The sequence below is a fragment of the Microcoleus sp. FACHB-SPT15 genome (assembly GCF_014849525.1).
Lineage (GTDB): Bacteria > Cyanobacteriota > Cyanobacteriia > Cyanobacteriales > Coleofasciculaceae > Symplocastrum > Symplocastrum torsivum.
The window spans coordinates 479,284-503,056 of the sequence record NZ_JACJNU010000053.1; the positions used below are offsets into that span (position 1 = coordinate 479,284).

Genomic DNA, 23,773 nt, shown 5'->3' on the forward strand with positions numbered 1-23,773 from the left:
AGCGGCAAAACTACTACTTCCACGAACAATTAGAAAAAGTTAGCGTGCTTCCTCAACGTCCTTCATCCGGGAACCTATTTCTGTTTTCATGGTAAAGCAAGCTCATTGAGCCGAGACTCCAAATACATCTTGCTTTGGAAATTTATGCCACTTGATAGATAAAGCTCAGCGTTGCCCAAGCATTTACATCCAGCGCATAGGTGTCGGAAACTGAGCTGATAGAGTCTGGCGCATAGGACGACGTTGTTGCCATCTGCATGGCACTGGCTTTATGTAAGTCTTGCAGCACTGCCTGCACTACTTCCAAGGGGTTATATAAATCACCAATTCGATCTCCTTCTCCTTTAGGACGCTTTGCGGCTTCTAGTGCCACCACCGCTTTAGTGAAGGGAGCGCGACTGCAAATCAATTGAATTTCTGCAAGTCCGGCAGGGCCAGGGACAACCCAATCTGTATCAGCCGAAGATTGGGGTAACACGAGAGTTTCTCCGGGTGCGATTACTGCATTTTTTAAGGGTGGCTTATTTTCCGAGAATTGTGCTTCCTGAAAGGATTGAATTTTATAAAGAGCGATCGCACTGCTGCTAGTATCCAAACCAATTAGCATGAAATACACTGGGTACTCGCTATAGTTTTCGAGCCGATACTGAATGCGACTGCCAATCGGCAACGTTGGAACACTTCCCTCTGCCCAAGGAGTTGCTAAGTCAGGTGCCGTCTTTTTATCCACTAATGCCCTTAAACCCTTTCCCCCTCCTGCTTTTGGAGAATCACACAAAGGAGGACATTGTTTGGGTGATGAAACCGCCCGTAGTGTTTGTTGTTGCATCACCACAACTTGCTCTGGGGCGATCATTTCTATTGAGGCTCGGATGCCCAAACGGGACGACCCTTCATTAGCCGTTAGACGCAGCAATTTTGCCGCTAGCAATGTTTTCAGTTTTGGGATGAGCCGATTGACCGCTGACTTCACTGCCTCTCCAGCTTCCCCAGTTGTATTCTGAATCGGATTATGGGCAAGGGAAAATAGACCATAACCCTCTGCCCTGATTGAGGAATCATCACCATCTGTCTGAGTAGGGTCAGAATCAGTGACTTGCGTTAACGATACCTTTCCGAACAAATAATCAGCAGGTTGTTCCCCCACAACTACCACCGAAGAGACAGAGGGAACGTTAGCAAAAGCACTCGTTGCATCCACCCGCTCAATTCGTTCGAGTGATGCATCCAGGGCGATAGTAAGACCAAGATTGCGGGGTAACACCCGGACAGCTTCTTGAACCAACTGTCCAACCTGTAGTTGGGAATTATCAGCAATACTATGGCTAATAATCCGCGCTCTTGCTGTGAGACCCTCTTTTGAGCGAACTAGGAGTTGTGGAGGTTTAGCAGAAGTTAAGGGGGTGAAATTTCCCTGTTCTTTGTTATCTTCAGCCTCCGAAGGGAGCGATGCGATCGCGTTTTGACGAGACAGGGTAAATAAAGAATTAGCACCGTAGTACTCTAAAACAGTCGCAGGTAAGCCAGCTAGCCACAACTGAACGCTCCTACCACTCTCTTCAACAACCGTCACGACACCATCTGCGCCAATGCTAGGGTCAGGTGGCAGATAATACGCCAGCAAGGGCTGATGAATACGTTCTTGAGTAATAAGTTGAGGCTGCTGCTCTTTACCGACTAGCTGATTGACCATCCCAGCCGCACGACTCAGGCTAATTTGAACCGTCGTTGCAGGTGCAGCTTGCCACAAATACTGAGTTAGAGCGTAGGTAAATAAGCCAGCACTGAAGCCATTCCACTGCGCCTCAGCAGCGGGTTGGCTTGGACCAGCAGCGGCGAGAACAATCCCTGGTTGTTGATTTTGACTTTTGGGCTTCTTGAGTTGTTCCCAGGATGTATTGAGACGGCTTAGAAGTTGTTCTTGAAAAGCAAGTTCTGCCGGAGAGGGACTATCTGCCGGAGGATTGGGGCAAGAGCGCACGCGAAGATTGCCTTGAAGGACACTTTCAGTCTCATTATGGCTGGTATCCAATACTGTAGTAACGTGGTCGGTAGCAAGCGATCGCAGCAGCAAAATCAGTGTTTCTTCAAGCAAATCGTTAGCAGTTGGTACTCCTTTGGTTGCCAGGAGGCTATCGACTGGTACTAAGCTGTTTACTTCATAAGCAACAGGTAAGCCAGATTCTTCCTCTTGCCTCTCGCCTCGTACCTCATACCTGGGCGAAGCCATCTTGACGCGACTCCCATAGCCGCTGAAGTGGAAGACTACCACATCACCCGCTTTGGCTTGCTCAGTCAGATGCTCAATAAAGGCAGTTTCAATATTCTCCCTGGTTGCTTGGCTATCCGTCAGTGTTAAGATATCGCTGGCATTAAAGCCAAACCGATGAATCAGGAGTTCCCGTTGCAGCTCCACATCTGTGACACAACCACCCAACGCTGTGCCACGAGGATATTGGTTAATTCCCACAAGTAGCGCTAACTTCCGACCACCTGATTGAGCCAGTGCCTGAAAATAGCGATCGAACAGAGGCACTGCTAAGCTTTTATCACCCAAGAGTGATAGCACCGCTTCACTGATACCTAGTGATGCTAGTGCTAATCCAGCCCGTTGCAAAAAAGTACGCCGATCAAGTCCCATATCACCTATCAGCTATTAGCTATCAGCTATCAGCCTACCAGGAATGTCGATTTTGTAATTTGCATTATCTTAGAGGGGTTGATAAGCAATTCAAAATTCAAAAATTCAAACTACAAAACCTAATAGTACCAGGCTTTTTAGCAACCTTCAAAATATATAGCAAAAGGCAGAAGGCTCCAGGGTAGAAGGCACAACTATAACTTGAATCACATCCGTTGTGCGAAGTTGCACTGTGTTGTACCAAAGTGATGACAGCTAAGGAAAGAGAAAAGGAATGAATTGCTCCTTTCCCCTTTAACCGAATGGGACTTAGTTAAGGGAGATGAGGGAGGTGAGGGAGTAATTTCTGCCCTACCTTCTCCACTATTTCCCCCATACTTCAGCACAGTACTTGCTCAAATCTCATACGTCGTGATATTCATAGCCCTAGCTAATTCTGCCGCCACTTCAGGTCGTGAAAATTCCGCAGGTGGTAATTCGCCCCGACGCAACATCTCCCGCACTTTTGTCCCGGACAGATGAATTCGCTCCTCTGGCACACTAGGACTAGTCTTCGTTGTTGCCATCTGCTGGGTGCGCTTGCAGTAGAATGCGTGTTCAAACTTCATTGGCACAATACCCAGTTCCTCTGGCTCAAACTCATCAAAGATGTGCTGAGCATCATAAGTCCCGTAATAGTCACCGACACCCGCATGGTCGCGCCCGACAATGAAGTTAGTACAGCCGTAATTCTTGCGAATTAGGGCGTGAAAAATCGCTTCTCTAGGACCGGCATAGCGCATCGCGGCTGGATTGATTGCCAAAATCACTCGGCTTTCTGGGAAGTATCGCTCCCGCATAATCTCGTAGCAACGCATCCGTACCTCAGCCGGGATGTCATCGCTTTTCGTTTCCCCAACTAGGGGATGAAGAAACAAACCATCGACAGTTTCCAGCGCACACTTGATGATGTACTCATGTGCGCGGTGGATGGGATTGCGGGTTTGGAAGCCAACAATTGTTTTCCAACCCTTCTCTTGAAACAGTACACGGGACTTAGCGGGGTCGATTTGATAATCTGGAAACAAGGGATGGGGGTCACGATGCAGTAACCAGACAGAACCTGCTAGATTAATGTCTCCGTAGTTATAGAGTACCTTGACACCAGGGTGTGCTTCGTCATCTGTTCGGTAAACATTAACCGCCTCATGAATTTTGTCATAGCGATACTTCTGAGTCAGTTCTAAGACACCCACAAAAAGGCCGTTGGTGTCGTCCAAACGAATCAAGCTACCTTCTTTTAAGGGGTTGGCAATTTCTTCTTCCACCGAAAGCGTTACTGGGATTGACCAAGGCAAACCGTTAGCTAGACGCATCTGGTTTACGACTGATTCATAATCAGCTTGCTCCATGAAGCCAGTAAGCGGACTTAATGCTCCGATCGCAATCATTTGTAAATCAGATGTTGCCCGTTTAGTAAGCTGTACTCTGGGTAGGAAGTCGGCTTTCTCTAAAAATTCATGCCGCTGATTGTGTGTAGCAATGCGGTTAACTAATTGACCGCCGTGGGGAGCGATGCCCTCTGGATGATGACTCAAAATAATCCTCTTTCTGTGTTAACTGCAACTCCTTGAAATTAACTCAGTTTGATAACTTTTCATCCCAAGAGTGTAAAGAGATTTATCATAGATCGTCTAAAAGAGGGAAGACAAGGGAGATTTTTTCTCCTTGTTTCCCATGTCCTCTTCCCAATTCCCTCTTCAAAACCGCTCAATGATTCCGCCACCCAGTACAATATCGCCGTCATATAAAACAGCGGCTTGTCCTGGAGTGATGCTGAACTGTGGTTCGTCGAAGACTAGTTTCATGCGATCGCCTTCTAGGGGAATCACATTGGCAGGCACAGCCGGAGAACGGTAGCGGATTTGTGCAGAGGCACGGATGGGAGCAATCGGTGCGCTAATCGATACCCAGTTGACTCGTCCTACTGTACATTCTGACTGAGTAGCACAAGTGCGATCGCCTACTATAACCCGATTACGTCCTGCATCTAACCCAATCACATACAACGCTTGGGCCGCCGCAATTCCTAAGCCCTTACGCTGCCCAATTGTATAGTGGTGAATCCCTTGATGTTGACCCAAAACCTTCCCGTCCGCGTCAACGATATCACCCGTGGTTTGGGAAATGTACTTGTCCAGAAATGTCCGCATTGAGCCGTGCGACTCTACTAAGCACAAGTCTTGACTTTCTGGCTTATCTGCTGTCTTGAGCTTGTACTCGGCTGCTAGCTGTCGCGTTTCGGTTTTCTTGAGTTCTCCCAAGGGAAATATTGAGCCAGCGAGTAGGTCTTGCGTCAAGTCGTACAGGAAGTAAGACTGGTCTTTTGTCAAGTCCACCGCCCTACGCAATTGATAGCGATCGCTTGCCGCATCATAACTAATCCGGGCATAGTGACCTGTAGCAATCTTGTCAATCCCTAATTGCTCACGGGCATACTTAATCATTGGGCCAAACTTCACCGTCTTGTTGCACGCAGAGCAGGGCAATGGTGTAATTCCTGCCTCATAACCTGTAACCAAATAATCAATAATATGATGCTGAAACACCTCACGACTATCAACAATATGATGGGGAACGCCGAGTTGTTCACAAATAAACGCCGCATCGACCATCCCCTCAGAGCAACACTGACCCTTTCCTTTCATTAACCAAAGGGTCAGACCAACAACTTCGTATCCTTGATGATGCAGGGTGGCGGCAGCAACGGAACTATCAACGCCACCAGAGAGGCCGACAACGACTCTATTCATGAAATCTAGACGTAACACGCTTGAAACATACTGCCTCTTCTAGGCTAACATCCACAAAGTATAGACGTGTTAAGCAAGTCAAAAGTTAAAAGTCACGTATTGAAAGGAGTTCAGAATTGAGGCGTTCAACATTAACAAACACTTTAGTTTCAGGGTTGCCGATTTTACTGGTTGGAAGTTGGCTTATCGCTTTTCAATCCACGACAGTTGCCCAGCAACGTCTGCCAGACCCTCGAATTTTTGACGAGTTACCGCCACCAAGCTCTTCACCCATTCCATCATTTAATACGCCGAGTTCCCCTCCAGCTTTTCCGGATGCACGTCCAGAACGTGAGTTAGATTTTCGCGCACCAAACTCACCCATTGAGCCTAGAAACACTCGTGACTCAGCGTTAAGGCTCTACCGAGTCGATATTTTTGGGGATAGTCCTTTACTGTTGTCGCAAGTTCAACGAATTGAACCAGAGGCTTTTGTGCGACAGGATGAGGGCGTGATTCAAGCTGGTGTGTTTGCTGATGAATTTAATGCTCAGTCCCTTGTCCGGGACTTGAGAGCACAAGGGTTTCAGGCACGAGTCACTGCAATTACTGCTGGTGGTTCCGCTAATCCTAGAGGACAAATTAGCGATCGCAACACACGGGAACGTCGCCTAGATCAGTCCTATTTCGTTGTCATTCCCGCAGACGCAGGGGAATTACCAGATATTGCTGCCCAGGTTGTTCAGTTGGGGATTAGACGGGGTTCAGTCACACAACGAGAATCCCCAAGAGGACCACACGTTGCCGTTGGTCCCTTTGGTAATCGGGGCGATGCTGACCGATGGAGTAGTTATTTCCGCTCAGTTGGAATGGATGCACGAGTCTATTTCGGACAGTAGCTTTTTCTCTACCAAGGGCTACCAACTACTGTAAAAGCCGCCCAGTAGTAGGGGTGCGAAAAGTTCTGGTTCTCAATTTTTGCTAGTGCTGGTGGCAGAGGAATACGTCCTCCAGAAGTGTTTAACTGACCATCTATTAGGCTCACTTGCCCGTTGAGAAGCGCAAGCTGAGCTTGGCGGAGGGCTTCGGCTTTAATGGGTGCTGTTTTCAAATCCCGATAAAATTCCGTCATCAATGCTAAAGTTCCTTCATCGCTGACATTCCACAAACTTGCGATCGCTGATTTAACACTTGTCTGAACCGCTAACCCAGCAAAGCCTAATTCAGCTTGTTCATCTCCTATCGCCGTTTTACAAGCACTCAGCACTAACAACTCTACAGATGGGTTGTTCCACTGCAACTGCTTCATCTGCTCAAGTGTCAGCTTGGCATCCCAAAACTGAACGTAGGAGTTACTCGGTACTCCAGACTCAAAAGAGGCATGAGTGGCTAGATGAATAATTTTGAACGGCTGTTGTTGGCGTTGCGACTTTAGATTAGCCAGCGTGAATTCTTTGTTGAGGAAGGATTCACCCTGCCATAGATTGTTCGTGATGGTCGATAACTCTACAGGTACAGCGGGTAAGGAGGCTTCATCCCTAAATTCTGATGCACCCATTGCTAGAACTTGGGAATTTTCTAGATGAGCGTAGTTTGTATCGATCAGGTTAAAGGCAGGAATACGGGCAAAGCTATACTTCTCCACCAGAAACTGTTGCCCATCATGCAAAGCTGCCACTGGCATAGTACGCAATCCCGGCCCCAGGCAGAAGAGTAGCGTATCTATGTTTTGAGCTTCGAGTTCTGCCTCTAGGGGAGCAATCATCCACTGATAAAGTTGCTGGGCCGGTGGAAGATAGCGGTTTGTGTTCCTCCGAAGCGGGTTTACAATCGAGCTTGTAAACCCTTGCACTTGCTGAAGTAATGCTTCCTTGTTCGCTGCCGAGATGCGCTTGTGAATGGGTTCGCCCTCTGGAGTAACTAATACAAGTTCTAGGTGTTGTGGTTGAGGAACGATGTAGATGAGGGCAGGCTTTTTCCCTGTTTGAGTGGCGATTTTGCCTAGAGTATCTGCGGCTTGCTCGACTGTCCTAGGGTGGTTGGGAAAGTTTCTCCCAAAATAAGCTTCAAATTTTTTTACCCAGTTGTGTTCAATGAGGAGTACCGCCTCAGCAATTTTTCCTCGGTCAAGAGTCCTTTGTATATCGGAGGACTGAGCCGCTTGTGCAAGAAGGGCAGGACTTTGAGCAAGAGAACTATTGCTAGATTTATTGGGAGTGGAGATAAGTATTTGTGCGTGTACTAATTGTGTGTTATTACTCCCGATGAGATATAGGGCAGCTAGCAATACGCTAATACGTCTTACTACTAATTTCATAGCTACCTCACTCTTAAAAGTGAATGCCTGAATGAAGCTCGTGACATCTAACAATTATCTTCCCCCAGAGCTACTACCGAAGGTATCAACCTTTGTGAAGATCTTGTACTGAGGCAAAGCAAAAACAAACGTTAGTGCAGCGTGGCTAGTAATTTGTCTTTTCCAAGTTAAATTTGCTTCATGGCCAACCACAAGTTCTTCGAGGTACCTCAGTTAGGGTTCCTTTAGAGTTAATTCTCTGGGTATTTATTTCTGACACATGGCTTTCCCTGTGGAAGGTAGAAAAATCTCTCTGTGTCAAATTCATACTTGCGTTGCTGATGTTACTGTCTAGTTGCAAGCACAAATTGGCATTTTCACTCGACACTACTTTTAAATTGTCAGTCGTTAAGGAGTTAAGCTGAACACTCGTATCGATTTTGGAACTATCAGTAGCGTGGATGTAAATTGCATTAATATCCGCTTGATCTACGGTATTTGATTCAAGTAGTAGTTGAAGCTGGCTAGTGCCAGTTGTTAGTGCTGTAATGCCTATACTGTCAGGGTAATTGTGGTTGGAAACATGGTTTCCAGAAGTACTTATCTCTACAGTTGAAGAACCGACAAAATCTAGAAATATACCGTCACGGCGGAAGTTGTTAATCTGATTAGAGGAAATAGTGCCTGTTAGCTGAACTGCCTCTCCTTCTGCAACACTTCTAATCGTAATCGCTCTATCCTCAATGTTTTGAATCGTGTTGCCACTGATAATAGTATTTACCTGAGCATAGTTTCCCTGGTTAAAATCAATTCCGTCTGCCTTACCTCTAGGTATGAGAGCGGGATTACCGAGATTCGTGACAGTATTGTTTAGAATCTGGACACTTAAGCGAGTTGGACTGGTACATTGTATCTGTTCAGTACAAACGCTAATATTTATTCCGTCGGAGTTCCGTAAGCTAGGATTACCTTCAACTGTATTTCTTGCGATCGCTATATTAAGCTCTCCTTGATCGTTTCGGACATGGATATAAGATTCTACAGGATTAGCAGTAGCAGTGTGTCTAACCGTGTTATTCACTACAGTTGCGGTACCAGTAGCGTTTTGAAGATAGATACTTCCATCAACGTTATTGTTAGCAATGACTGGGTTAATCGCATTGATTAAATAAATGCCTTCATATAACGAATTAATCGTGTTGTCTTGAATCGTTACATTGCTGATTTGAGTTCCTCGGATAGCTGATCGTCCAGTTGTCTTAATTGCGAATCCAGAAACAGTTTGATTGCCACCTAAAGTGATAGCGCCTGTTACCCTTGGCAAGATGCCTGTACCAGAAAGGGGCAACTGCACACTACCTAGCTGGTTTGTATCGAGCAATTGCACGGGGCCATTTGACAAAATTGACACCCTTTCTGGAAGCACAAAAGAAGGAATTTTAGCATTTGTGCTTGATTGCACATAAACAAGATCATTGGGTTGAGATGCAGCTAGTGCCCCTGCCACTGTACTAAATGGATTCTCAAACGTACCAGTGTTAATTGCTACTCCCCCCAAGGGATTCTCAACGAGGTCACTAACGGTTGACAACTCTAAGTTGACGTGCTGGAATCGAAACGGCTGATTCGTACTGGGGTCGATTGCTGGTTCTGAGTCTCTAACTGTTTGATTGTCTACAAGAATGCTCGCTTGTCGCTCAACGGGTTCACCTAGACGAACTAATAAAGGGTGCTGGTTATCCCTAGGATTACGACGTTGGATGCCGCCAAAGTTTATCCCTATGTCGAAAACTACGTTGGTACCAAAGTGGGAGTCATTTTGCACAGTTAGACCCAATCTTAGATTATTACTAAGCTCACCAACCAAGCGATTTCTAATACCTAAATATCCTGAAGTTCCCTCGCCATTGTAGTAGTACAAGCCTAGATAGTTACGCAAAGAACCGTCTCCTAAGGATGCTAGCCGTGTGCCAACTTCCATATCAAAACCTGCTAACGCTGACTGAAATTGGCTTACTCGGTCTAGTTGCAGAGTGTTCTGCTCGAAGAAAACTGTGCCAGGATATGTTTGAGAGATTTGCGATCGCGTGTTACTCAAGGGAAGATAAGCATTTGCCCGAAAATCCCAATCCTCACCTAAAGATTCAATACCCACTCCAAGTTGATTGAAAACAGCACTTCCCGTGTTGCGGTAGTCGTATGAAAGGTAGCCTCCCCAAATTCGGTTTGCAGACTGGTCAAAGAAGCGGTGTCCTAATGTTACATTCCCACCTAATGCACGGTTAGGCGTTGATAGGAGTAACTTTCCTTCTAAGAAGGTGAGGTTACCTCCTAAAGTTTGCTGTAATGGGAAAAAGCTTTCAAATGTAAAGAAATTTTCAATGCTAGCCTCCTCAGAAGTGTAGCCGATTCCTAAACGGGGAGTGAAAATAGGTGCAGTTTCTCTAGATAAATCCGCTTGAGCATTAGCTATCTGAGCCTGTGCAAAAAATATTAGTAGTCCAACCAACAGATGTTCTGTATTAGCTGATTGTCTTTGTTTAGCCTTTATAGAAGAAACTCTTTTACAGAGGTTAATTTTTAGCTCATATCTATATTTTTTTAACTCTTTGGGCTGCATACAACTATCCTATTTTTAGACAACATAATTTTTGAAGCACCCAATAAATTACTGACATGATCCAGACCAAGATGGTAATCCTTGTAATATTTAGCTCTTAATCAGCTAAGTATTTATCGGCACTTGGTGCTTCTTTTATGCAAGAAACTATTGATTTTAACAGCAAGTTATAAGCTGGATTAAGCTCTCTGCAAAAAATAAATTAAAAAATGCTTTGCTGCTGATACTGAGATATATTTTGTGCAAAGAGAAGTTGTATCTGATCAGATGCCCCTGTTTTAGTATTGGTTTTTCTTTCAAACGAGGACTCAAAAGTTATTTCCTAGATTCCTGTGTAAGTCCTCGTAGCTTTTTTGAAATAACTACCTTATTCCTTAATTGTGAATAATCTGTGAAAACTAGAAGTCTGTCTCTTTGCACAACCCTTTTAAAGACTATTTATATCCTGCGTCAGTAACAAAAATATATAATTCTTAAAGCCGTCAACTCATTTTTTGATAACAGATTCAGAATTATTTACTTAAAATAAAATTTTTGTAATTATCATTTTTTGGGATAATCTGGCAATATCAACCATTGTAATTGTCAAGAATTAATCTGAAGTTTTAGGACATTTATTCATAAAATCCCTGAATACACAAGCAATACTTAATAATCTATTGTTAGTAATTAGCAATAATTTTCGCTCTATAGTAAAGTGGTTTTTGAAATAAATTCTCATAAAGATTGTGTAGATGGCTCATGGAGTGGGTGTCAAAGTACCCTCATCTCCAATTACAGGGCTGAATAGTCATGGAAAAACCCACTCGATATCCAGCCTCTACCGCCCCTGTAAATCTCGCCCGTCAGTTGGTGGGGCAACTTGTGCGTCCCAGTGGTTGGACTGTTCTGGTTGTAGCGATCGCATTTCTCATCTCAACGCCCGTGCTATTTGTCTTGAGCAACATCTTTGTTGACTCTAGGGAGATTTGGCAGCACTTAGCCCAGACAGTATTAGCCCGTTACATTCTCAACTCACTCTGGTTGATGATTGGTGTCGGATGCGGTGTTTTAGTCATTGGTGTAGGAACAGCCTGGTTGGTAACCATGTGCCGATTCCCTGGAAGTCGCCTATTTGAATGGGCGCTATTACTTCCCCTCGCTGCACCTGCCTATGTTCTGGCTTACACCTACACAGACTTTTTAGAATTCTCTGGACCCGTGCAGACGGCACTGCGTAGTTTGTTCGGTTGGAGTTATGGAGACTACTGGTTTCCCAACATCCGCTCCGTTGGGGGTGCGATCGCGATGCTGACCTTGGTACTGTATCCCTATGTCTATCTATTAGCGCGTGTTGCCTTTTTAGAGCAGTCAGTCTGTACCTTAGAAGCGAGTCGAAGCCTCGGCTGTGGCCCTTGGCGCAGTTTTGCAACTGTTGCCTTACCCCTGGCACGTCCGGCAATTATGGCAGGTTTGGCGTTGGCGCTGATGGAAACCCTAAATGACTTTGGGACGGTGCAGTATTTTGGCGTTGATACCTTTACCACTGGAATCTACCGCACTTGGTTCGGAATGGGTGAACGAGAAGCCGCTGCACAACTGGCAGCATTTCTCTTGTTATTCATCCTCTGGCTAATTTTGCTTGAGCGTTGGTCACGTCGTCAGCGTCGCTACTACCAATCCACCAGCCGTTACCGCCAACTACCAAGCTATCAACTGCGGGGAATACGGGCTATCGGCGCTGGGTTTGCTTGCTTGGTGCCAGTGAGTCTTGGCTTTGGGCTACCCGCTGCCATCTTACTAGAAATGACTCTCAAGAATGCCTCGACTACTTTGGATGAACGTTTTTGGGGCTTTGCTCGAAATAGTTTCATCCTGGCTGTTATTACTGCTGGGTTAGGAGTTGCGATCGCAATTGTAATTGCCTACGGGTTACGACTGCGGTCTAATATGGCGATGCGGTTTGCTGCCCGGATTGCCTCAATGGGTTATGCTATTCCCGGTTCGGTGATTGCTGTTGGTATCCTCATCCCAATTGGGAAACTTGACAATGCGATCGACGCTTGGATGCGGGCAAATTTTGGAATCTCAACAGGCTTACTCCTAAGCGGTACTATTACGGCTTTGGTGTTTGCTTATCTAGTACGTTTCCTCGCCGTCTCCTTCAGCACCGTTGAGGCAAGTCTTGGGAAAATCAAGCCGAGTTTGGATGATGCCGCGCGATCGCTGGGTCACAGTCCTGCAAGTACCTTAGTTAAAGTGCATACACCAATGATGTGGGGTGGCTTGCTAACAGCAGCAATGCTGATTTTTGTGGATGTGATGAAGGAATTACCAGCAACCTTAATTATTCGACCCTTCAACTTTGATACGCTAGCTGTGCGAGTCTACAATTTAGCATCCGATGAGCGACTGACAGAAGCGGCAGGTCCAGCATTAGCGATCGTTGTTGTCGGGATTATTCCGGTCATTCTTTTAAGTTTGAGAATTGCTGAATCTCGAACTCATCAAACCAATAGCTGAATCATGAAACGAAACTACTTTTGTCTATTACTTTTGTTGCTCACTCTTGCAAGCTGTGGAGGACAAGGAAGTGAACTGGAAAAATCCACAGCACGATTAAAAGAAACAAAAAGTTGTCCAGGTTGTGAAATTAATGAGGCTGACCTTAATGGTGCTGACCTAGTTAGTGCTGATCTCAGCAGTGCAAAGCTTAACAACACCAATCTCAGTAGTGCAAAGCTCAACAACGCAAATCTCAGTGGTACTTTTTTAGATAGCGCCAAGCTTGATGGCGCTGACCTCAGTGGGGCTAACCTCAGTGGCGCAGGCTTAGCATCAGCAAATCTCACTGGGGCAAACCTTACTGGGGCAAATCTTAGTAAGGCGTACCTAAGAGGTGCTGATTTAAGTGGTTCTATTCTTAATAATGCCAATCTGAAGGATGCTGACCTGAGTGAGGCAAAAATCGAAGGGGCAAAGCTTGATGGCGCTAATCTTAGTGGGGCAATTATGCCTGATGGCTCAGTTAAAAAATAACGCAATGCAAGTCGCAGCTAAAGCTCATCGCCTATAAATAAAATGGCGCACCCGATTAGAGGTACGCCTTATTTGCCTGAAACAGTAGAGATGTTTTACCGCAACGTCTCTACTTCCAACCAGCGCGATCCATTAGTTGGAGTGCTTCTGGATTATTTTTACCAAAGATGGCTGCATTGGTTGCATCAGATTTGAATTTACCAAAAGCGTCAATAACAGGGTCTACAGGAACACCTTCTACAACTGGGTATTCGTTATTACCTTTGGCAAACATTTCTTGAACTTCTGGACTGACTAGATGTTCTAAGAACTTAATTGCGCCTTCCTTGTTAGGGGCAGTCTTCACCACACCACCACCACTGATATTGACGTGGGTGCCGCGATCGCGTTGATTGGGGAAGAATACACCAACTTTTTGGGCAACTGCCTGGTCTGCTGGGTCGTTTGATTTCATCAGACGAGCGAGGTAGTAGGTATTTGCGATCGCAATATCGCCAACGCCATCCGCCACGGCTTTAATTTGAGCCGTATCATTGCCTTCCGGTGGTCTTGCAAAGTTAGCGACCAAACCACGCGCCCACTGTTCAGTTGGCTGGGCACCCAAAGACTCAATCATCGAACCAACAAGTGATAGGTTGTAAATATTGCTAGACGAGCGCACCAAGATTTTGCCCTTCCACTGCGGCTCAGTCAATGCCTCATAGGTTGATAGCTGTGACGGGTTAACTCTGTCTTTGTTGTACATAATGACACGCGCCCGCTTCGAGAGTCCATACCAAGAGCCATCAGGGTCGCGAAGGTTCGCCGGAACGGCAGAGTTCAGCACTTGTGAAGAAATAGGCTGCAAGATACCTTCTTCCTTCGCCCGCCAGAGACGCCCCGCATCAACCGTGATGAACACGTCCGCTGGACTGTTTGCTCCTTCGCTTTTGATCCGTTCAATTAATTGATCGGCTTCCGCTTCCACCAGATTGACTTTAATGCCTGTCTTTTGGGTAAAGCTTTCGTACAACGCATTATCCGTGTCGTAGTGACGTGCCGAATAAAGGTTGATGACAGGTTGCTGAGCGACTACGGGACTTGGATGACTAAAGTGCCCTACTACCACGGCAATCAACGCTGTGATTGTCGCTAGTAAGAAGCGTCTAGTGATTTTCATCGTCAATAAGGTTTTCTCGTATTTAACTAACTGTCTTACTGAGTAGATGCTGATACAGTCATCTACCTCGGTGTATTGTACTGCTAATGCGATTAATTCTTGATAGTTAACTGCAATTACTTATCGACCTTAAGGGAAATTCACTACCTTAACCCTTGATACTAATTGATGCTTTTTGTCAATCTTTCTAGCTTAATTAATAAAACTTCCAGTAAAGCGATCACGTCTGGGAAGACCTTAGTGAGAGTTGCAGCGAGTTCGCTTTCGCTAAAACATCCAAATATAGCAGTTGCATTGGCGACTCCTAACTCTCGCCAAATACTGAAATCAAGACCCGTCAATATGCATCCCTTCTGCCCTCTGCCTTTTGCTATAACTCCCCTTGCGAATTAGCCGCAGGTTGTGCAATACTCCTTTAACCAATTTAAAATACGCTAATTCGATCGAATTACTGGGGTTTGTGGATAAATTCCAGTTTTATTGGTCTAAGGGGTCTGCTGTGGCGGTACCCAAGGGTTTTCCCTGCACACTTGTATTGCTCACTGAGGGAGTAGCAAAAATGGCAACGGCAACCAAAACTTATAAGTTAGAAGGGCAAATTCTGGAAGCTTGCTCTTGTAATGCTCCCTGTCCCTGTTGGATTGGGGATGATCCAGATGGAGGCGCTTGTGATAGCTTCGTCGCCTACCACGTTGAGAAAGGCGAGATTTTGGGAATTGATGTGTCGGGGTTAACCTTGGTCAAGATTGTCTACATTCCAGGGAATGTCTTGGCGGGGAACTGGCGTGCTGTTGTTTATGTGGATGGCAAGGGAACACCAGAACAGCAACAGGCGTTGATAAAGGTTTTCAATGGGGAATTAGGGGGTGCGATCGCAGATGTCGCAAAATTGGTGAGTGATGTGCTAGATGTGCGAATTGCCCCGATTGAGTACAACATTCAAGAAGGACGAGGGACAATCAAAATTGGCGATGTCTTAGTCAGCGAAATGGAACCTTATCGGGGACCAGACGGCAAGCCAACCAAAATGATTGATAGCATCTTCAGTACGATTCCCGGTTCTCCCGCTTACATTGCAAAAGCCTCAGTACATCGGGTAAACATACCAGAATTTAATCTCACCTGGGAATACAACGGTCGAAATGCAATCCAAGGTCTATTCCAGTTTGAGGAATAGGCACCATGTTAGGAAAACCATCAGAGGTGGAACCTGCTTCAAGGTTGCCAGCATTGAGCAATGTTTTCAACAATGACGTAGCAATCCTTTGCGGAGTAATCCTCGTGGCTTGGGTTCTTACACTTCTAGCGGCTGCCACAGGACAAGAGCATCTTCTGCACCACAATGCACTGATTAAACATCATCCCTTACCGTTCCCACTGAAGTTACTACTTTTTCTAGCAACTTGGCAGGTCATGACAACTGCAATGATGTTGCCAAGTACCTTACCACTCGTGCGTTTATTTGTTAGAGCGAGTCGCGAACAACCTCAGCCTCGCTTAGTGTTGCTGACATTTTTGGGTGCCTATATCGCCGTTTGGACAGGATTTGCCATTGTTGCCTTTGTTGGAGATATGGGATTGCATTGGCTGCTGTATCACTGGTTTTGGCTACATCAGCATCCTTGGATTATTGCGGGTTTTACCCTACTGCTAGCTGGGGGCTTTCAGTTTAGTGGCTTGAAAGAGCAATGTTTAAAAGCCTGTCGCCACCCTTTAAGTTTTCTCACCCACCACTATCAGCGAGGGTTACAAGCCGCCTGGAACTTAGGCACTCGTCACGGTTTGTATTGCTTGGGTTGTTGTTGGGCATTAATGCTGGTGATGTTCGCGGTTGGAGTGGGGCATTTCACTTGGATGGTTGTCCTGACAGCCGTGATGACACTAGAGCGGACTTGGAAGCGTGGACGTGAACTTGTCCCAGTGATTGGTGTTGCCTTCCTGGTATGGGGAGTGCTGGTATTGCTTCATCCCAATTGGTTGCCAGATTTGTTAGGAGGTCATGCTTAGATGAGCGCAGTTCACGAAGAAGTCTTAGCGGCAAATCAAGCTTACGCTGAAAGCTTTGGTGAAAAAGCACAGTTACCAATGCCACCCGGACGACACTTTACGATTCTCACCTGTATGGATGCCCGTCTTGACCCTGCTAAGTTTGCGGGACTCGCTGAAGGGGATGCTCATGTGATTCGTAATGCGGGTGGACGTGCTAGCGATGATGCAATTCGCTCGTTAGTCATTTCCTACAAGTTGCTCGGTACCAAAGAATGGTTTGTCATTCATCACACCGATTGTGGGATGGAAACCTTCACAGACCAGATTATGCGGGGTTTGCTGGCAAGCAGCTTAAAGACAGCATCAATCGATAAGAACGGTTGGCGTGACTCCGGTGATGGTTCAGGATCAACTGAGGGTGAATTTATTGATTGGTTGACGATTGGTGACCAAGCCAAAAGCGTTTGTGCAGATGTAGAGCGTATTCGCTCCCATCCCTTAGTTCCTAGTTCAATTCCTATTTATGGCTACCTCTATGACGTTAAAACTGGACGATTAATTGAGGTTCCAGAAGCTACAGAAATTGGCAAGGCATTGTAAGCGGTAATACTTTTAAAAGCCACTCCACTCTAAGTCTGATTACTGAGCTTTTAAGTAACGCTAATCACGTTGCTTCTTCTCTTCAATAAGCTTTCTACTTTAAGGAAACTACAAAAGTTATGATCAAACAACTTAAAAAAAGAAGTTTTAGCTTTTTTGGAAGCCTTCGCATTCCAGTTTGGTTTATTCTTACTGCCCTGGCAATGGCTCTGGTAGTGGTTGTAAGTAGCTGTAGCGGTTCAAGTTCAAATCAAACACAAGATTCTAATCAAACAGCCAATAAGCCAGCCACTATTAAGATTGACTATGCCTATTACAACCCAGTGAGTCTTGTCTTAAAAGAGAAAGGTTGGTTAGAAGAAGAATTTTCCAAAGACCAAGTAAAAGTCGAATGGGTTCTAAGTTTAGGTAGTAATAAAGCTTTACAACTTCTCAATAGCCGTAGTATTGATTTTGGTTCGACAGCAGGTGCTGCTGCTTTAATTGGTAAAGCTAATGGTAACCCAATCAAATCTATTTATGTTTACTCCAAACCAGAGTGGACAGCATTAGTGACTACCGCTAATTCTAGTATCAATAAAGTTGAAGATTTGAAAGGTAAGCGGGTTGCTGTAACACAAGGAACTGACCCTCATGTTTTCTTACTAAGAGCATTGGATCAAGCTGGGTTAAGTGTCAAAGATATTGAGCTAATTCCACTGCAACACAAAGATGGTAAAGCCGCTTTAGAGAAAGGAGATGTTGATGCTTGGGGAGGCTTAGACCCTTTAATGGCTCAAACAGAACTTGAAAAAGGTTCGCGCCTCTTCTTCCGTGACGCTAATCTAAACACGTATGGAGTTTTGAATGTAAGGGAAGAGTTTGCTAAGGAGTATCCTAGCTACGTGGAGCGGGTATTAGCCATTTATGAAAAAGCCCGGAAGTGGTCTGTCGATAATCCAGATGAATTGAAGCAAACCTTGGTGAAAGAATCCAAATTGACGGATGCGGTTGCGGCTAAGCAACTCGAACGTACTGACCTCTCTAACTCAGTAATTGGTAAGGAACAAGAGACAGCAATTAATGCAGCAGGCGATGTGTTGCTCAAAAGTGGTGTCATCAAGAACTCCGTGAATGTTGGGCAAGTTTTAGGTGACTTGATTGACCCTCAGTTTGTTGAAAAGGTTTCTAAGAAGTAGAGAGAATTTAGATGAGCAAGCCTTTGAATCACTCTAATGGTCATTTAGTTAAGACTACTTCTATTTCAACCACAGAGCTACCGCAATACCGCAATAAGCAGAAGCGGAAAAAACGTTCTAAAGTAAACTGGACAAAGGGGCTAATTCTACCAACTGTATTAGTAATACTGTGGGAATTTTTAGCCCAAGTAAATTTTTTCCCTCCTAATTTACTGCCAGCGCCTTCAACGGTAATTGCAACTATTGGAGATTTGGCATTGAGTGGAGAACTATTCGAGCATATTAGCATTACCCTTTATCGAGTTTTATTAGGATTTTTGATTGGTAGTGCTTTTGCGACCATTTTGGGGGCTTTGACAGGATATTCGCGGCTAATTCACCAACTTTTAGATCCCTTACTCCAAGCTTTGCGGAATATTCCCTCACTAGCTTGGGTTCCTTTGTTTATCTTGTGGTTGGGAATTTATGAAACTTCCAAGATAATGCTGATTGCCGTAGGTGTTTTCTTTCCTGTCTATCTGAATTTAATGAGTGGAGTTCAAGGTGTCGATCGCAAGTTAGTTGAAGTGGGTCGAGTTTATCGGCTTAACGGTTTTCAATTAATTCGACGAGTGTTTTTACCAGCAACTCTACCGTCTTACATTGTTGGTTTGCGTAATGGTTTGGGGCTGGGTTGGATGTTTGTGGTTGCGGCTGAAATTATGGGAGCAAGTAAAGGACTAGGGTTTTTGTTGGTAGATGGCGAAGCAACAGGGCGACCTTCCGTTATTATTGCTAGCATTCTGCTTTTTGCGATTTTTGGCAAATTAACCGATACTGTCTTGGCGGTAGTGGGGAAACGCTTACTACACTGGCAGGATGCCTACGCCTCACGATTATGAAAGGGAAGAGGATGCTACAGATAGAAGGGATAAACAAAGAATTTGATAATGGATTTACGGCTTTAGATTCTATTAATCTAGCTGTAGATTATGGTGAAATTATTAGCTTAGTTGGGACCAGTGGGTGTGGGAAAAGTACGTTACTTCGGATAATCTCAGGCTTAGATTTTCCGACATCAGGAACGGTGTTTATTCATAATCAACTGATAACAGCACCCCATCCAGCAATTGGCATCATTTTTCAAGAAGCGAGATTGATGCCTTGGTTAAGTGTGCAAGAAAATGTGAAGTTTGGATTGTGTCATCTACCCAAATCTGAGCAAGAAAAATTGACGGGTGATGTTCTTGAAAAAGTGGGATTGACGGAATCTTCACAGCTACTACCTCGTGAACTTTCGGGCGGGATGGCACAACGGGTTGCGATCGCACGCGCCTTAGTCACAAAACCCTCGCTCTTATTACTGGATGAACCCTTCAGTGCCTTAGATGCCTTTACACGCATGAAGTTACAGGAGCATCTGCTGCAGATTTGGGAGTATGATCGACCAACGCTGATTCTGGTTACTCATGATATTGAAGAGGCTCTAGTATTAAGCGATCGCGTCATTGTCATGCGAGGTAATCCAGGTCACATTCATCGGGAATTTCAGCTAGATTTGCCCCGTCCCCGTAAGAGAACGGATATTCGTTTTCAGTATTGGAAAGAGCAGTTATTGGCTGAATTAGATTTGTCACCGACTCAACAATCCTTGGTTTAATGCAGCTAGAGGGCGATTCAAACTTACAACCAAGTGACTTGCGATCGCTCATGCAAGACTCGACCATAAATTCCCTCGGTTTGCTTGGCAAGCTTAGCCCAACTAAAGCGGCGATCTAAATCTTCATAGGCATTGTCAATCAGCCATTGGGCATAACCAGGATTTTTCAGCACTTGTAGAATGCCCCAGGCAAGGGAGTCAGGGTTATTTGTCGAGGTAACAATACCAGTTTTGGTGTGTCGTACCACTTCTGGCAAGCCACCTGTATCGGAGACAACGACGGGGACACGGGCAGCGAAGCTTTCTAGAGCAACGATTCCAAAGGGTTCATAAAGACTAGGGAAAACCGCACAATCGGCAACAGTCTGAAATCTATCTAGATCTAGATCAGACATAAAGCCAGTGAAATAGCATTTATGGCTAATGCCTAAATCCCAAGCTTGACGCTTGAGGTGGTCAGTGTTACCGCCACCAATAATGACAAACTTGGCGCCTCCCATTTCTTGCAGTACTTTTGGGGCAGCCTTCAGCAGGACAGAGACACCTTTTTCATAAGTCATGCGACCGACATAATAGACAATTTTCTCGCTATCTTCAGCAAAGCGACGGCGGAAGTTCCCGTGATCAAAGTTGGGAACGCGGTGTTTCTTTTCCGGTCGAATACCGTTGTAGACAACATCAATTTTGTCCCAAGGAGTTTCTAATGCCCGTTCGACTTCCCGTCGCATGTAGTCGGTACAAACAATCACTCGCCAAGCATCGAAGGCAAGAAGCTTTTCTTTACCGCAGATGTAGTGCTGGGTATCGGTGTGGATGCCGTTGTAACGACCAAATTCTGTAGCGTGGATCGTCGCAACGAGTGGGACTTTGAAGTTATGCTTAAGTGCGATCGCAGCATCCCCTACTAGCCAATCATGGGCGTGAATCAAATCAAACGGACCTTCCTCTAAAATCAGCTTACCGCCATGAAGCCCCATGCTCTCGTTTAAGTTCACAATCCAGTGGAAGAAGTCATGGCTGGGGGCTACGGATACCCGATGAATATGGACCCCATCCACTATTTCATAGAGAGGCGCTGCCCCAAACTCGACAGTAATTAAATGAATCGAGTGCCCTAGTTTCACTAACTCTGGATACAACTCTGCCACATGGCGAGCAATTCCCCCAACAATACGGGGTGGAAATTCCCAGGCAAGTACCAGAATCTTCATGATCTCCTATTCCCCGAATTTATACAGATCTACAAATTTATATATTTTCAAATTTTATTGAAACTACTGAGAAAACCGCATCTCCTCGTAGGTGCGGATGAGAAGCGTCTCTTTAGCTAATGGCTAATAGTCCATTACTAAGGCAGAAGGCTTTTATATTTATCACAAGTACGTGGTTGTTTGGGTTCTTAAATTTGTCCTAACCTTTATGGCTACAGCTATATCAGGAACACCCTTTCCAATCCAACACAAAGAAAGGGCGATCGCCTTCCTACTTATCTCTTCAAAAAGCGATCGCCTTGCTCTAACTATTCCGCCTCATCAGCGTAAGGCGCGCAGTTGGTAGGTAATGCCTGACGGTAGCAAGCGCCACCCTTGGTCTTAAAACCTGTCTTAACCTCCAACTACCGATAGCTGCTCACTAAAGTAAGCCTCTCGTACTCGCTCAGCGATTTGCGAACCGGTTAAACCTAATTCGGACTTAGCCTCATCTGGCTTAGCGTGTTCAACCAATTGATCAGGAACACCAATGCGCTTCACTGGCACCACAACATCATGCTCCATTAAAGCTTCAGTCAGAGCCGAACCGAAACCGCCCATGATGCAACCTTCTTCTAGCGTCACTACACGACCAATTCGCTTCGCCAACGGCACAATCAAGTCCGTATCGAGGGGCTTGACAAAACGGGCGTTAACTACCGTTGCTTCAACACCATGCTCACTGAGTATTTCAGCCGCTTGCATTGCGGTATGTACCATTGAACCATAAGCAACCAGTAGCACATCGTCACCACTCCGCAATAGTTCACCCTTACCAATAGGAATGGCTTCCCAGCCTTCTTCCATTAGGGGAACACCATAGCCATTACCGCGAGGATAGCGCATTGCGATCGGACCATCATGGTTAACGCCTGTAACCACCATTTGCTGCAATTCTGCTTCATCTTTGGGAGCCATCACAACAATATTGGGTAGGCAGCGCAGGTAAGCGATGTCGTACATTCCTTGGTGAGTTGGGCCATCATCACCCACAATTCCAGCACGATCAAGACAGAAGAAGACTGGCAGATTTTGAATACAAACGTCGTGAACAATCTGGTCGTAGGCACGTTGCAGGAAGGTAGAGTAAATTGCTGCAACAGGACGCATCCCTTCGCAAGCCAAACCAGCGGCGAGAGTAACAGCGTGCTGTTCCGCAATGCCAACGTCAATGTATTGGTTGGGCAGTTTGCTGGCGAGTTTGTCTAACCCTGTACCCGTTGCCATAGCTGCCGTGATGCCAACGATTTTAGGATTGTTCTCAGCAAGTTTGACTAGGGTGTGGGCAAAGACTTTGGAGTATGCAGGTGGCTTAGGCTTATTAGAAGGAATCGCTTTGCCAGTAGCGAGATTGAAGGGACTTTGAGCATGGTAGCCGACTTGGTCTTTTTCGGCGATCGCATATCCTTTCCCTTTCATCGTCGCCACATGCACCAGCACTGGGCCATCGTGCTTGTGTGCCGCTTTAAATGTAGAAAGTAAGTCGCCCAGATTATGACCATCGACAGGCCCCATATAGGTAAAGCCCAACTCCTCAAACACTGCACCTACTTTAGGCACAGCTAAGCGCTTCATTCCTTCCTTGATGCGTTCCATTTCTGGAGTTAGTGACTCGCCAACAAAAGGAATATTCTTAAACTGCTCTTCTAAATTATCAGCCAGAAATTGCACCGGGGGACTTAGCCGGACTTTGTTGAGATAGCGAGGAATTGCCCCAACATTGGGCGAAATCGACATCTCGTTGTCGTTTAAAACGACTAGGAGTTTGGTATTGGGTAAATGACCAGCATGGTTAATCGCTTCTAATGCCATGCCACCTGTAAGCGCCCCATCACCAATAACCGCCGCAACTTTAAAGCTCTCACCCTTAAGGTCTCGTGCCAACGCCATCCCCAGCGCCGCTGAAATACTGGTAGAAGCATGACCTGCGCCAAAATGGTCAAATTTGCTCTCGCAGCGTTTCAGGTAACCCGCAATACCATCCTTTTGCCGCAGCGTGTGGAATTGGTCATACCGACCTGTGAGCATTTTGTGGGGATAAGCTTGGTGACCGACATCCCAGACAACCTTATCGTGGTCTAAGTCGAGGGTCTGATATAGAGCTAGTGTCAATTCCACAACACCTAACCCTGGCCCTAAGTGACCACCACTAGTAGCGACAGTTTGGAGATGCTTCTCCCGAATTTGACGGGCAATTTGCTCAAGTTGACGAATCGACAGACCGTGCAGCTGATTCGGATGAGTAATTTCACTTATATGCATACGGGCGTATCTTTAGAGTTGCTACTGGATTTTTTAGGTATCCCTTTCACACTCTAAAGTATCTAATAATTTGACCCCTTAAGAATCAAGCGCCATGGATCTACTGTCAAGTGTCCTTTACTTGAGCGGCTTTCCCTTGAGCTATTTGATAAAAGTCACTCTGCCTGTGACTTGACAGATTTAGTGAAGAACTAGAGGAAGTCTTGGGTTTTCGCCAGTAGGGGCACAAATAATTCCGGCTCTTCAGTACTTAGTATGCTAAATCAACAATTAAGATGCCAATTAAGCAAGCATCTAATTCGGTAATTTTCAAAATGTCTAAAACCATAAGCAGAGCGTTTAATCAACTT

At 45.5% G+C, this 23,773-nt stretch carries 18 protein-coding genes; 10 read left to right on the forward strand and 8 right to left on the reverse strand.

Annotated features, from left to right (window positions below):
* Nucleotides 1–142: 142 nt before the first annotated feature.
* From H6F98_RS21210 to mnmA, 3 genes are all read right to left on the reverse strand, one after another.
* Entirely contained in the window at nt 143–2,641 is a 2,499-nt protein-coding gene (locus H6F98_RS21210) for a caspase family protein (protein WP_192220671.1), read from the reverse strand.
* Between the two features lie 395 nt (nt 2,642–3,036).
* Entirely contained in the window at nt 3,037–4,218 is a 1,182-nt protein-coding gene (gene sat / locus H6F98_RS21215) for a sulfate adenylyltransferase (protein ID WP_192220672.1), read from the reverse strand.
* Between the two features lie 162 nt (nt 4,219–4,380).
* On the reverse strand, nt 4,381–5,451 hold the full coding sequence (mnmA, locus tag H6F98_RS21220) for a tRNA 2-thiouridine(34) synthase MnmA (RefSeq protein WP_313929908.1): 1,071 nt from the start codon (nt 5,449–5,451) through the stop codon (nt 4,381–4,383).
* Nucleotides 5,452–5,549: 98 nt separating this feature from the next.
* Between mnmA and H6F98_RS21225 the strand changes: the two genes are divergently transcribed.
* Nucleotides 5,550–6,311, forward strand: coding sequence for an SPOR domain-containing protein (locus tag H6F98_RS21225; protein ID WP_192220674.1), 762 nt, complete (start codon nt 5,550–5,552; stop codon nt 6,309–6,311).
* Nucleotides 6,312–6,319: 8 nt separating this feature from the next.
* Here H6F98_RS21225 and H6F98_RS21230 read toward each other — a convergent pair whose 3' ends face one another.
* Together H6F98_RS21230 and H6F98_RS21235 are read right to left on the reverse strand one after the other, a co-directional pair.
* Nucleotides 6,320–7,729, reverse strand: coding sequence for a CHAT domain-containing protein (locus H6F98_RS21230; RefSeq protein WP_192220675.1), 1,410 nt, complete (start codon nt 7,727–7,729; stop codon nt 6,320–6,322).
* A 178-nt stretch (nt 7,730–7,907) separates the two neighbouring features.
* On the reverse strand, nt 7,908–10,217 hold the full coding sequence (locus tag H6F98_RS21235; RefSeq protein ID WP_192220676.1) for an inverse autotransporter beta domain-containing protein: 2,310 nt from the start codon (nt 10,215–10,217) through the stop codon (nt 7,908–7,910).
* 903 nt (nt 10,218–11,120) lie between these two features.
* Here H6F98_RS21235 and H6F98_RS21240 point away from each other — a divergent pair.
* Together H6F98_RS21240 and H6F98_RS21245 are read left to right on the forward strand one after the other, a co-directional pair.
* Nucleotides 11,121–12,830: an iron ABC transporter permease gene (locus H6F98_RS21240; protein ID WP_192220677.1), complete on the forward strand. Its 1,710-nt coding sequence runs from the start codon at nt 11,121–11,123 to the stop codon at nt 12,828–12,830.
* 3 nt (nt 12,831–12,833) lie between these two features.
* On the forward strand, nt 12,834–13,346 hold the full coding sequence (locus H6F98_RS21245; RefSeq protein WP_192220678.1) for a pentapeptide repeat-containing protein: 513 nt from the start codon (nt 12,834–12,836) through the stop codon (nt 13,344–13,346).
* 109 nt (nt 13,347–13,455) lie between these two features.
* Here the strand turns inward: H6F98_RS21245 and H6F98_RS21250 are convergent, their stop codons facing one another.
* On the reverse strand, nt 13,456–14,505 hold the full coding sequence (locus H6F98_RS21250) for a Fe(3+) ABC transporter substrate-binding protein (RefSeq protein WP_192220679.1): 1,050 nt from the start codon (nt 14,503–14,505) through the stop codon (nt 13,456–13,458).
* Between the two features lie 499 nt (nt 14,506–15,004).
* Between H6F98_RS21250 and H6F98_RS21255 the strand changes: the two genes are divergently transcribed.
* The 6 genes from H6F98_RS21255 (at nt 15,005) to H6F98_RS21280 (ending at nt 19,911) form a co-directional block, all read left to right on the forward strand.
* The gene (locus H6F98_RS21255; protein WP_313929909.1) at nt 15,005–15,682 is read left to right on the forward strand and encodes a DUF1326 domain-containing protein; all 678 of its coding nucleotides are present in this window, start codon (nt 15,005–15,007) and stop codon (nt 15,680–15,682) included.
* 5 nt (nt 15,683–15,687) lie between these two features.
* Nucleotides 15,688–16,512 carry a DUF2182 domain-containing protein gene (locus H6F98_RS21260; protein ID WP_192220680.1) on the forward strand — a complete coding sequence of 275 codons (825 nt, stop codon included), beginning with the start codon at nt 15,688–15,690 and terminating at the stop codon, nt 16,510–16,512.
* Entirely contained in the window at nt 16,513–17,094 is a 582-nt protein-coding gene (locus H6F98_RS21265) for a carbonic anhydrase (protein ID WP_192220681.1), read from the forward strand. It begins immediately after the preceding gene.
* A 119-nt stretch (nt 17,095–17,213) separates the two neighbouring features.
* Nucleotides 17,214–18,272, forward strand: a complete 1,059-nt coding sequence (locus H6F98_RS21270) for an aliphatic sulfonate ABC transporter substrate-binding protein (RefSeq protein ID WP_192220682.1) — start codon at nt 17,214–17,216, stop codon at nt 18,270–18,272.
* Nucleotides 18,273–18,283: 11 nt separating this feature from the next.
* Nucleotides 18,284–19,153 (forward strand): ABC transporter permease, encoded by an 870-nt coding sequence (locus H6F98_RS21275; protein ID WP_192220683.1) that lies wholly within the window; start codon nt 18,284–18,286, stop codon nt 19,151–19,153.
* Between the two features lie 11 nt (nt 19,154–19,164).
* Nucleotides 19,165–19,911 (forward strand): ABC transporter ATP-binding protein, encoded by a 747-nt coding sequence (locus H6F98_RS21280; RefSeq protein ID WP_192220684.1) that lies wholly within the window; start codon nt 19,165–19,167, stop codon nt 19,909–19,911.
* 23 nt (nt 19,912–19,934) lie between these two features.
* Here H6F98_RS21280 and H6F98_RS21285 read toward each other — a convergent pair whose 3' ends face one another.
* Complete coding sequence (locus H6F98_RS21285; protein ID WP_192220685.1) at nt 19,935–21,122, reverse strand: glycosyltransferase family 4 protein; 1,188 nt, start codon at nt 21,120–21,122, stop codon at nt 19,935–19,937.
* A 208-nt stretch (nt 21,123–21,330) separates the two neighbouring features.
* Between H6F98_RS21285 and H6F98_RS21290 the strand changes: the two genes are divergently transcribed.
* Nucleotides 21,331–21,468, forward strand: a complete 138-nt coding sequence (locus H6F98_RS21290) for a hypothetical protein (RefSeq protein ID WP_192220686.1) — start codon at nt 21,331–21,333, stop codon at nt 21,466–21,468.
* A gap of 47 nt (nt 21,469–21,515) precedes the next feature.
* On the opposite strand, the gene dxs is transcribed toward H6F98_RS21290, so the two are convergent.
* A complete protein-coding gene (gene dxs, locus H6F98_RS21295) occupies nt 21,516–23,423 on the reverse strand; it encodes a 1-deoxy-D-xylulose-5-phosphate synthase (protein WP_192220687.1) in 1,908 nt (635 codons plus the stop codon).
* Nucleotides 23,424–23,773: the final 350 nt, after the last annotated feature.

Coding starts and splice junctions, on each gene's coding strand:
- H6F98_RS21265 (WP_192220681.1), top strand. CDS start 16,513: ATGAGCGCAGTTCACGAAGAAGTCTTAGCGGCAAATCAAGCTTACGCT.
- H6F98_RS21210 (WP_192220671.1), bottom strand. CDS start 2,641: ATGGGACTTGATCGGCGTACTTTTTTGCAACGGGCTGGATTAGCACTA.
- H6F98_RS21230 (WP_192220675.1), bottom strand. CDS start 7,729: ATGAAATTAGTAGTAAGACGTATTAGCGTATTGCTAGCTGCCCTATAT.
- H6F98_RS21245 (WP_192220678.1), top strand. CDS start 12,834: ATGAAACGAAACTACTTTTGTCTATTACTTTTGTTGCTCACTCTTGCA.
- H6F98_RS21285 (WP_192220685.1), bottom strand. CDS start 21,122: ATGAAGATTCTGGTACTTGCCTGGGAATTTCCACCCCGTATTGTTGGG.
- dxs (WP_192220687.1), bottom strand. CDS start 23,423: ATGCATATAAGTGAAATTACTCATCCGAATCAGCTGCACGGTCTGTCG.
- H6F98_RS21250 (WP_192220679.1), bottom strand. CDS start 14,505: ATGAAAATCACTAGACGCTTCTTACTAGCGACAATCACAGCGTTGATT.
- H6F98_RS21280 (WP_192220684.1), top strand. CDS start 19,165: ATGCTACAGATAGAAGGGATAAACAAAGAATTTGATAATGGATTTACG.
- H6F98_RS21260 (WP_192220680.1), top strand. CDS start 15,688: ATGTTAGGAAAACCATCAGAGGTGGAACCTGCTTCAAGGTTGCCAGCA.
- H6F98_RS21270 (WP_192220682.1), top strand. CDS start 17,214: ATGATCAAACAACTTAAAAAAAGAAGTTTTAGCTTTTTTGGAAGCCTT.
- H6F98_RS21240 (WP_192220677.1), top strand. CDS start 11,121: ATGGAAAAACCCACTCGATATCCAGCCTCTACCGCCCCTGTAAATCTC.
- H6F98_RS21275 (WP_192220683.1), top strand. CDS start 18,284: ATGAGCAAGCCTTTGAATCACTCTAATGGTCATTTAGTTAAGACTACT.
- H6F98_RS21290 (WP_192220686.1), top strand. CDS start 21,331: ATGGCTACAGCTATATCAGGAACACCCTTTCCAATCCAACACAAAGAA.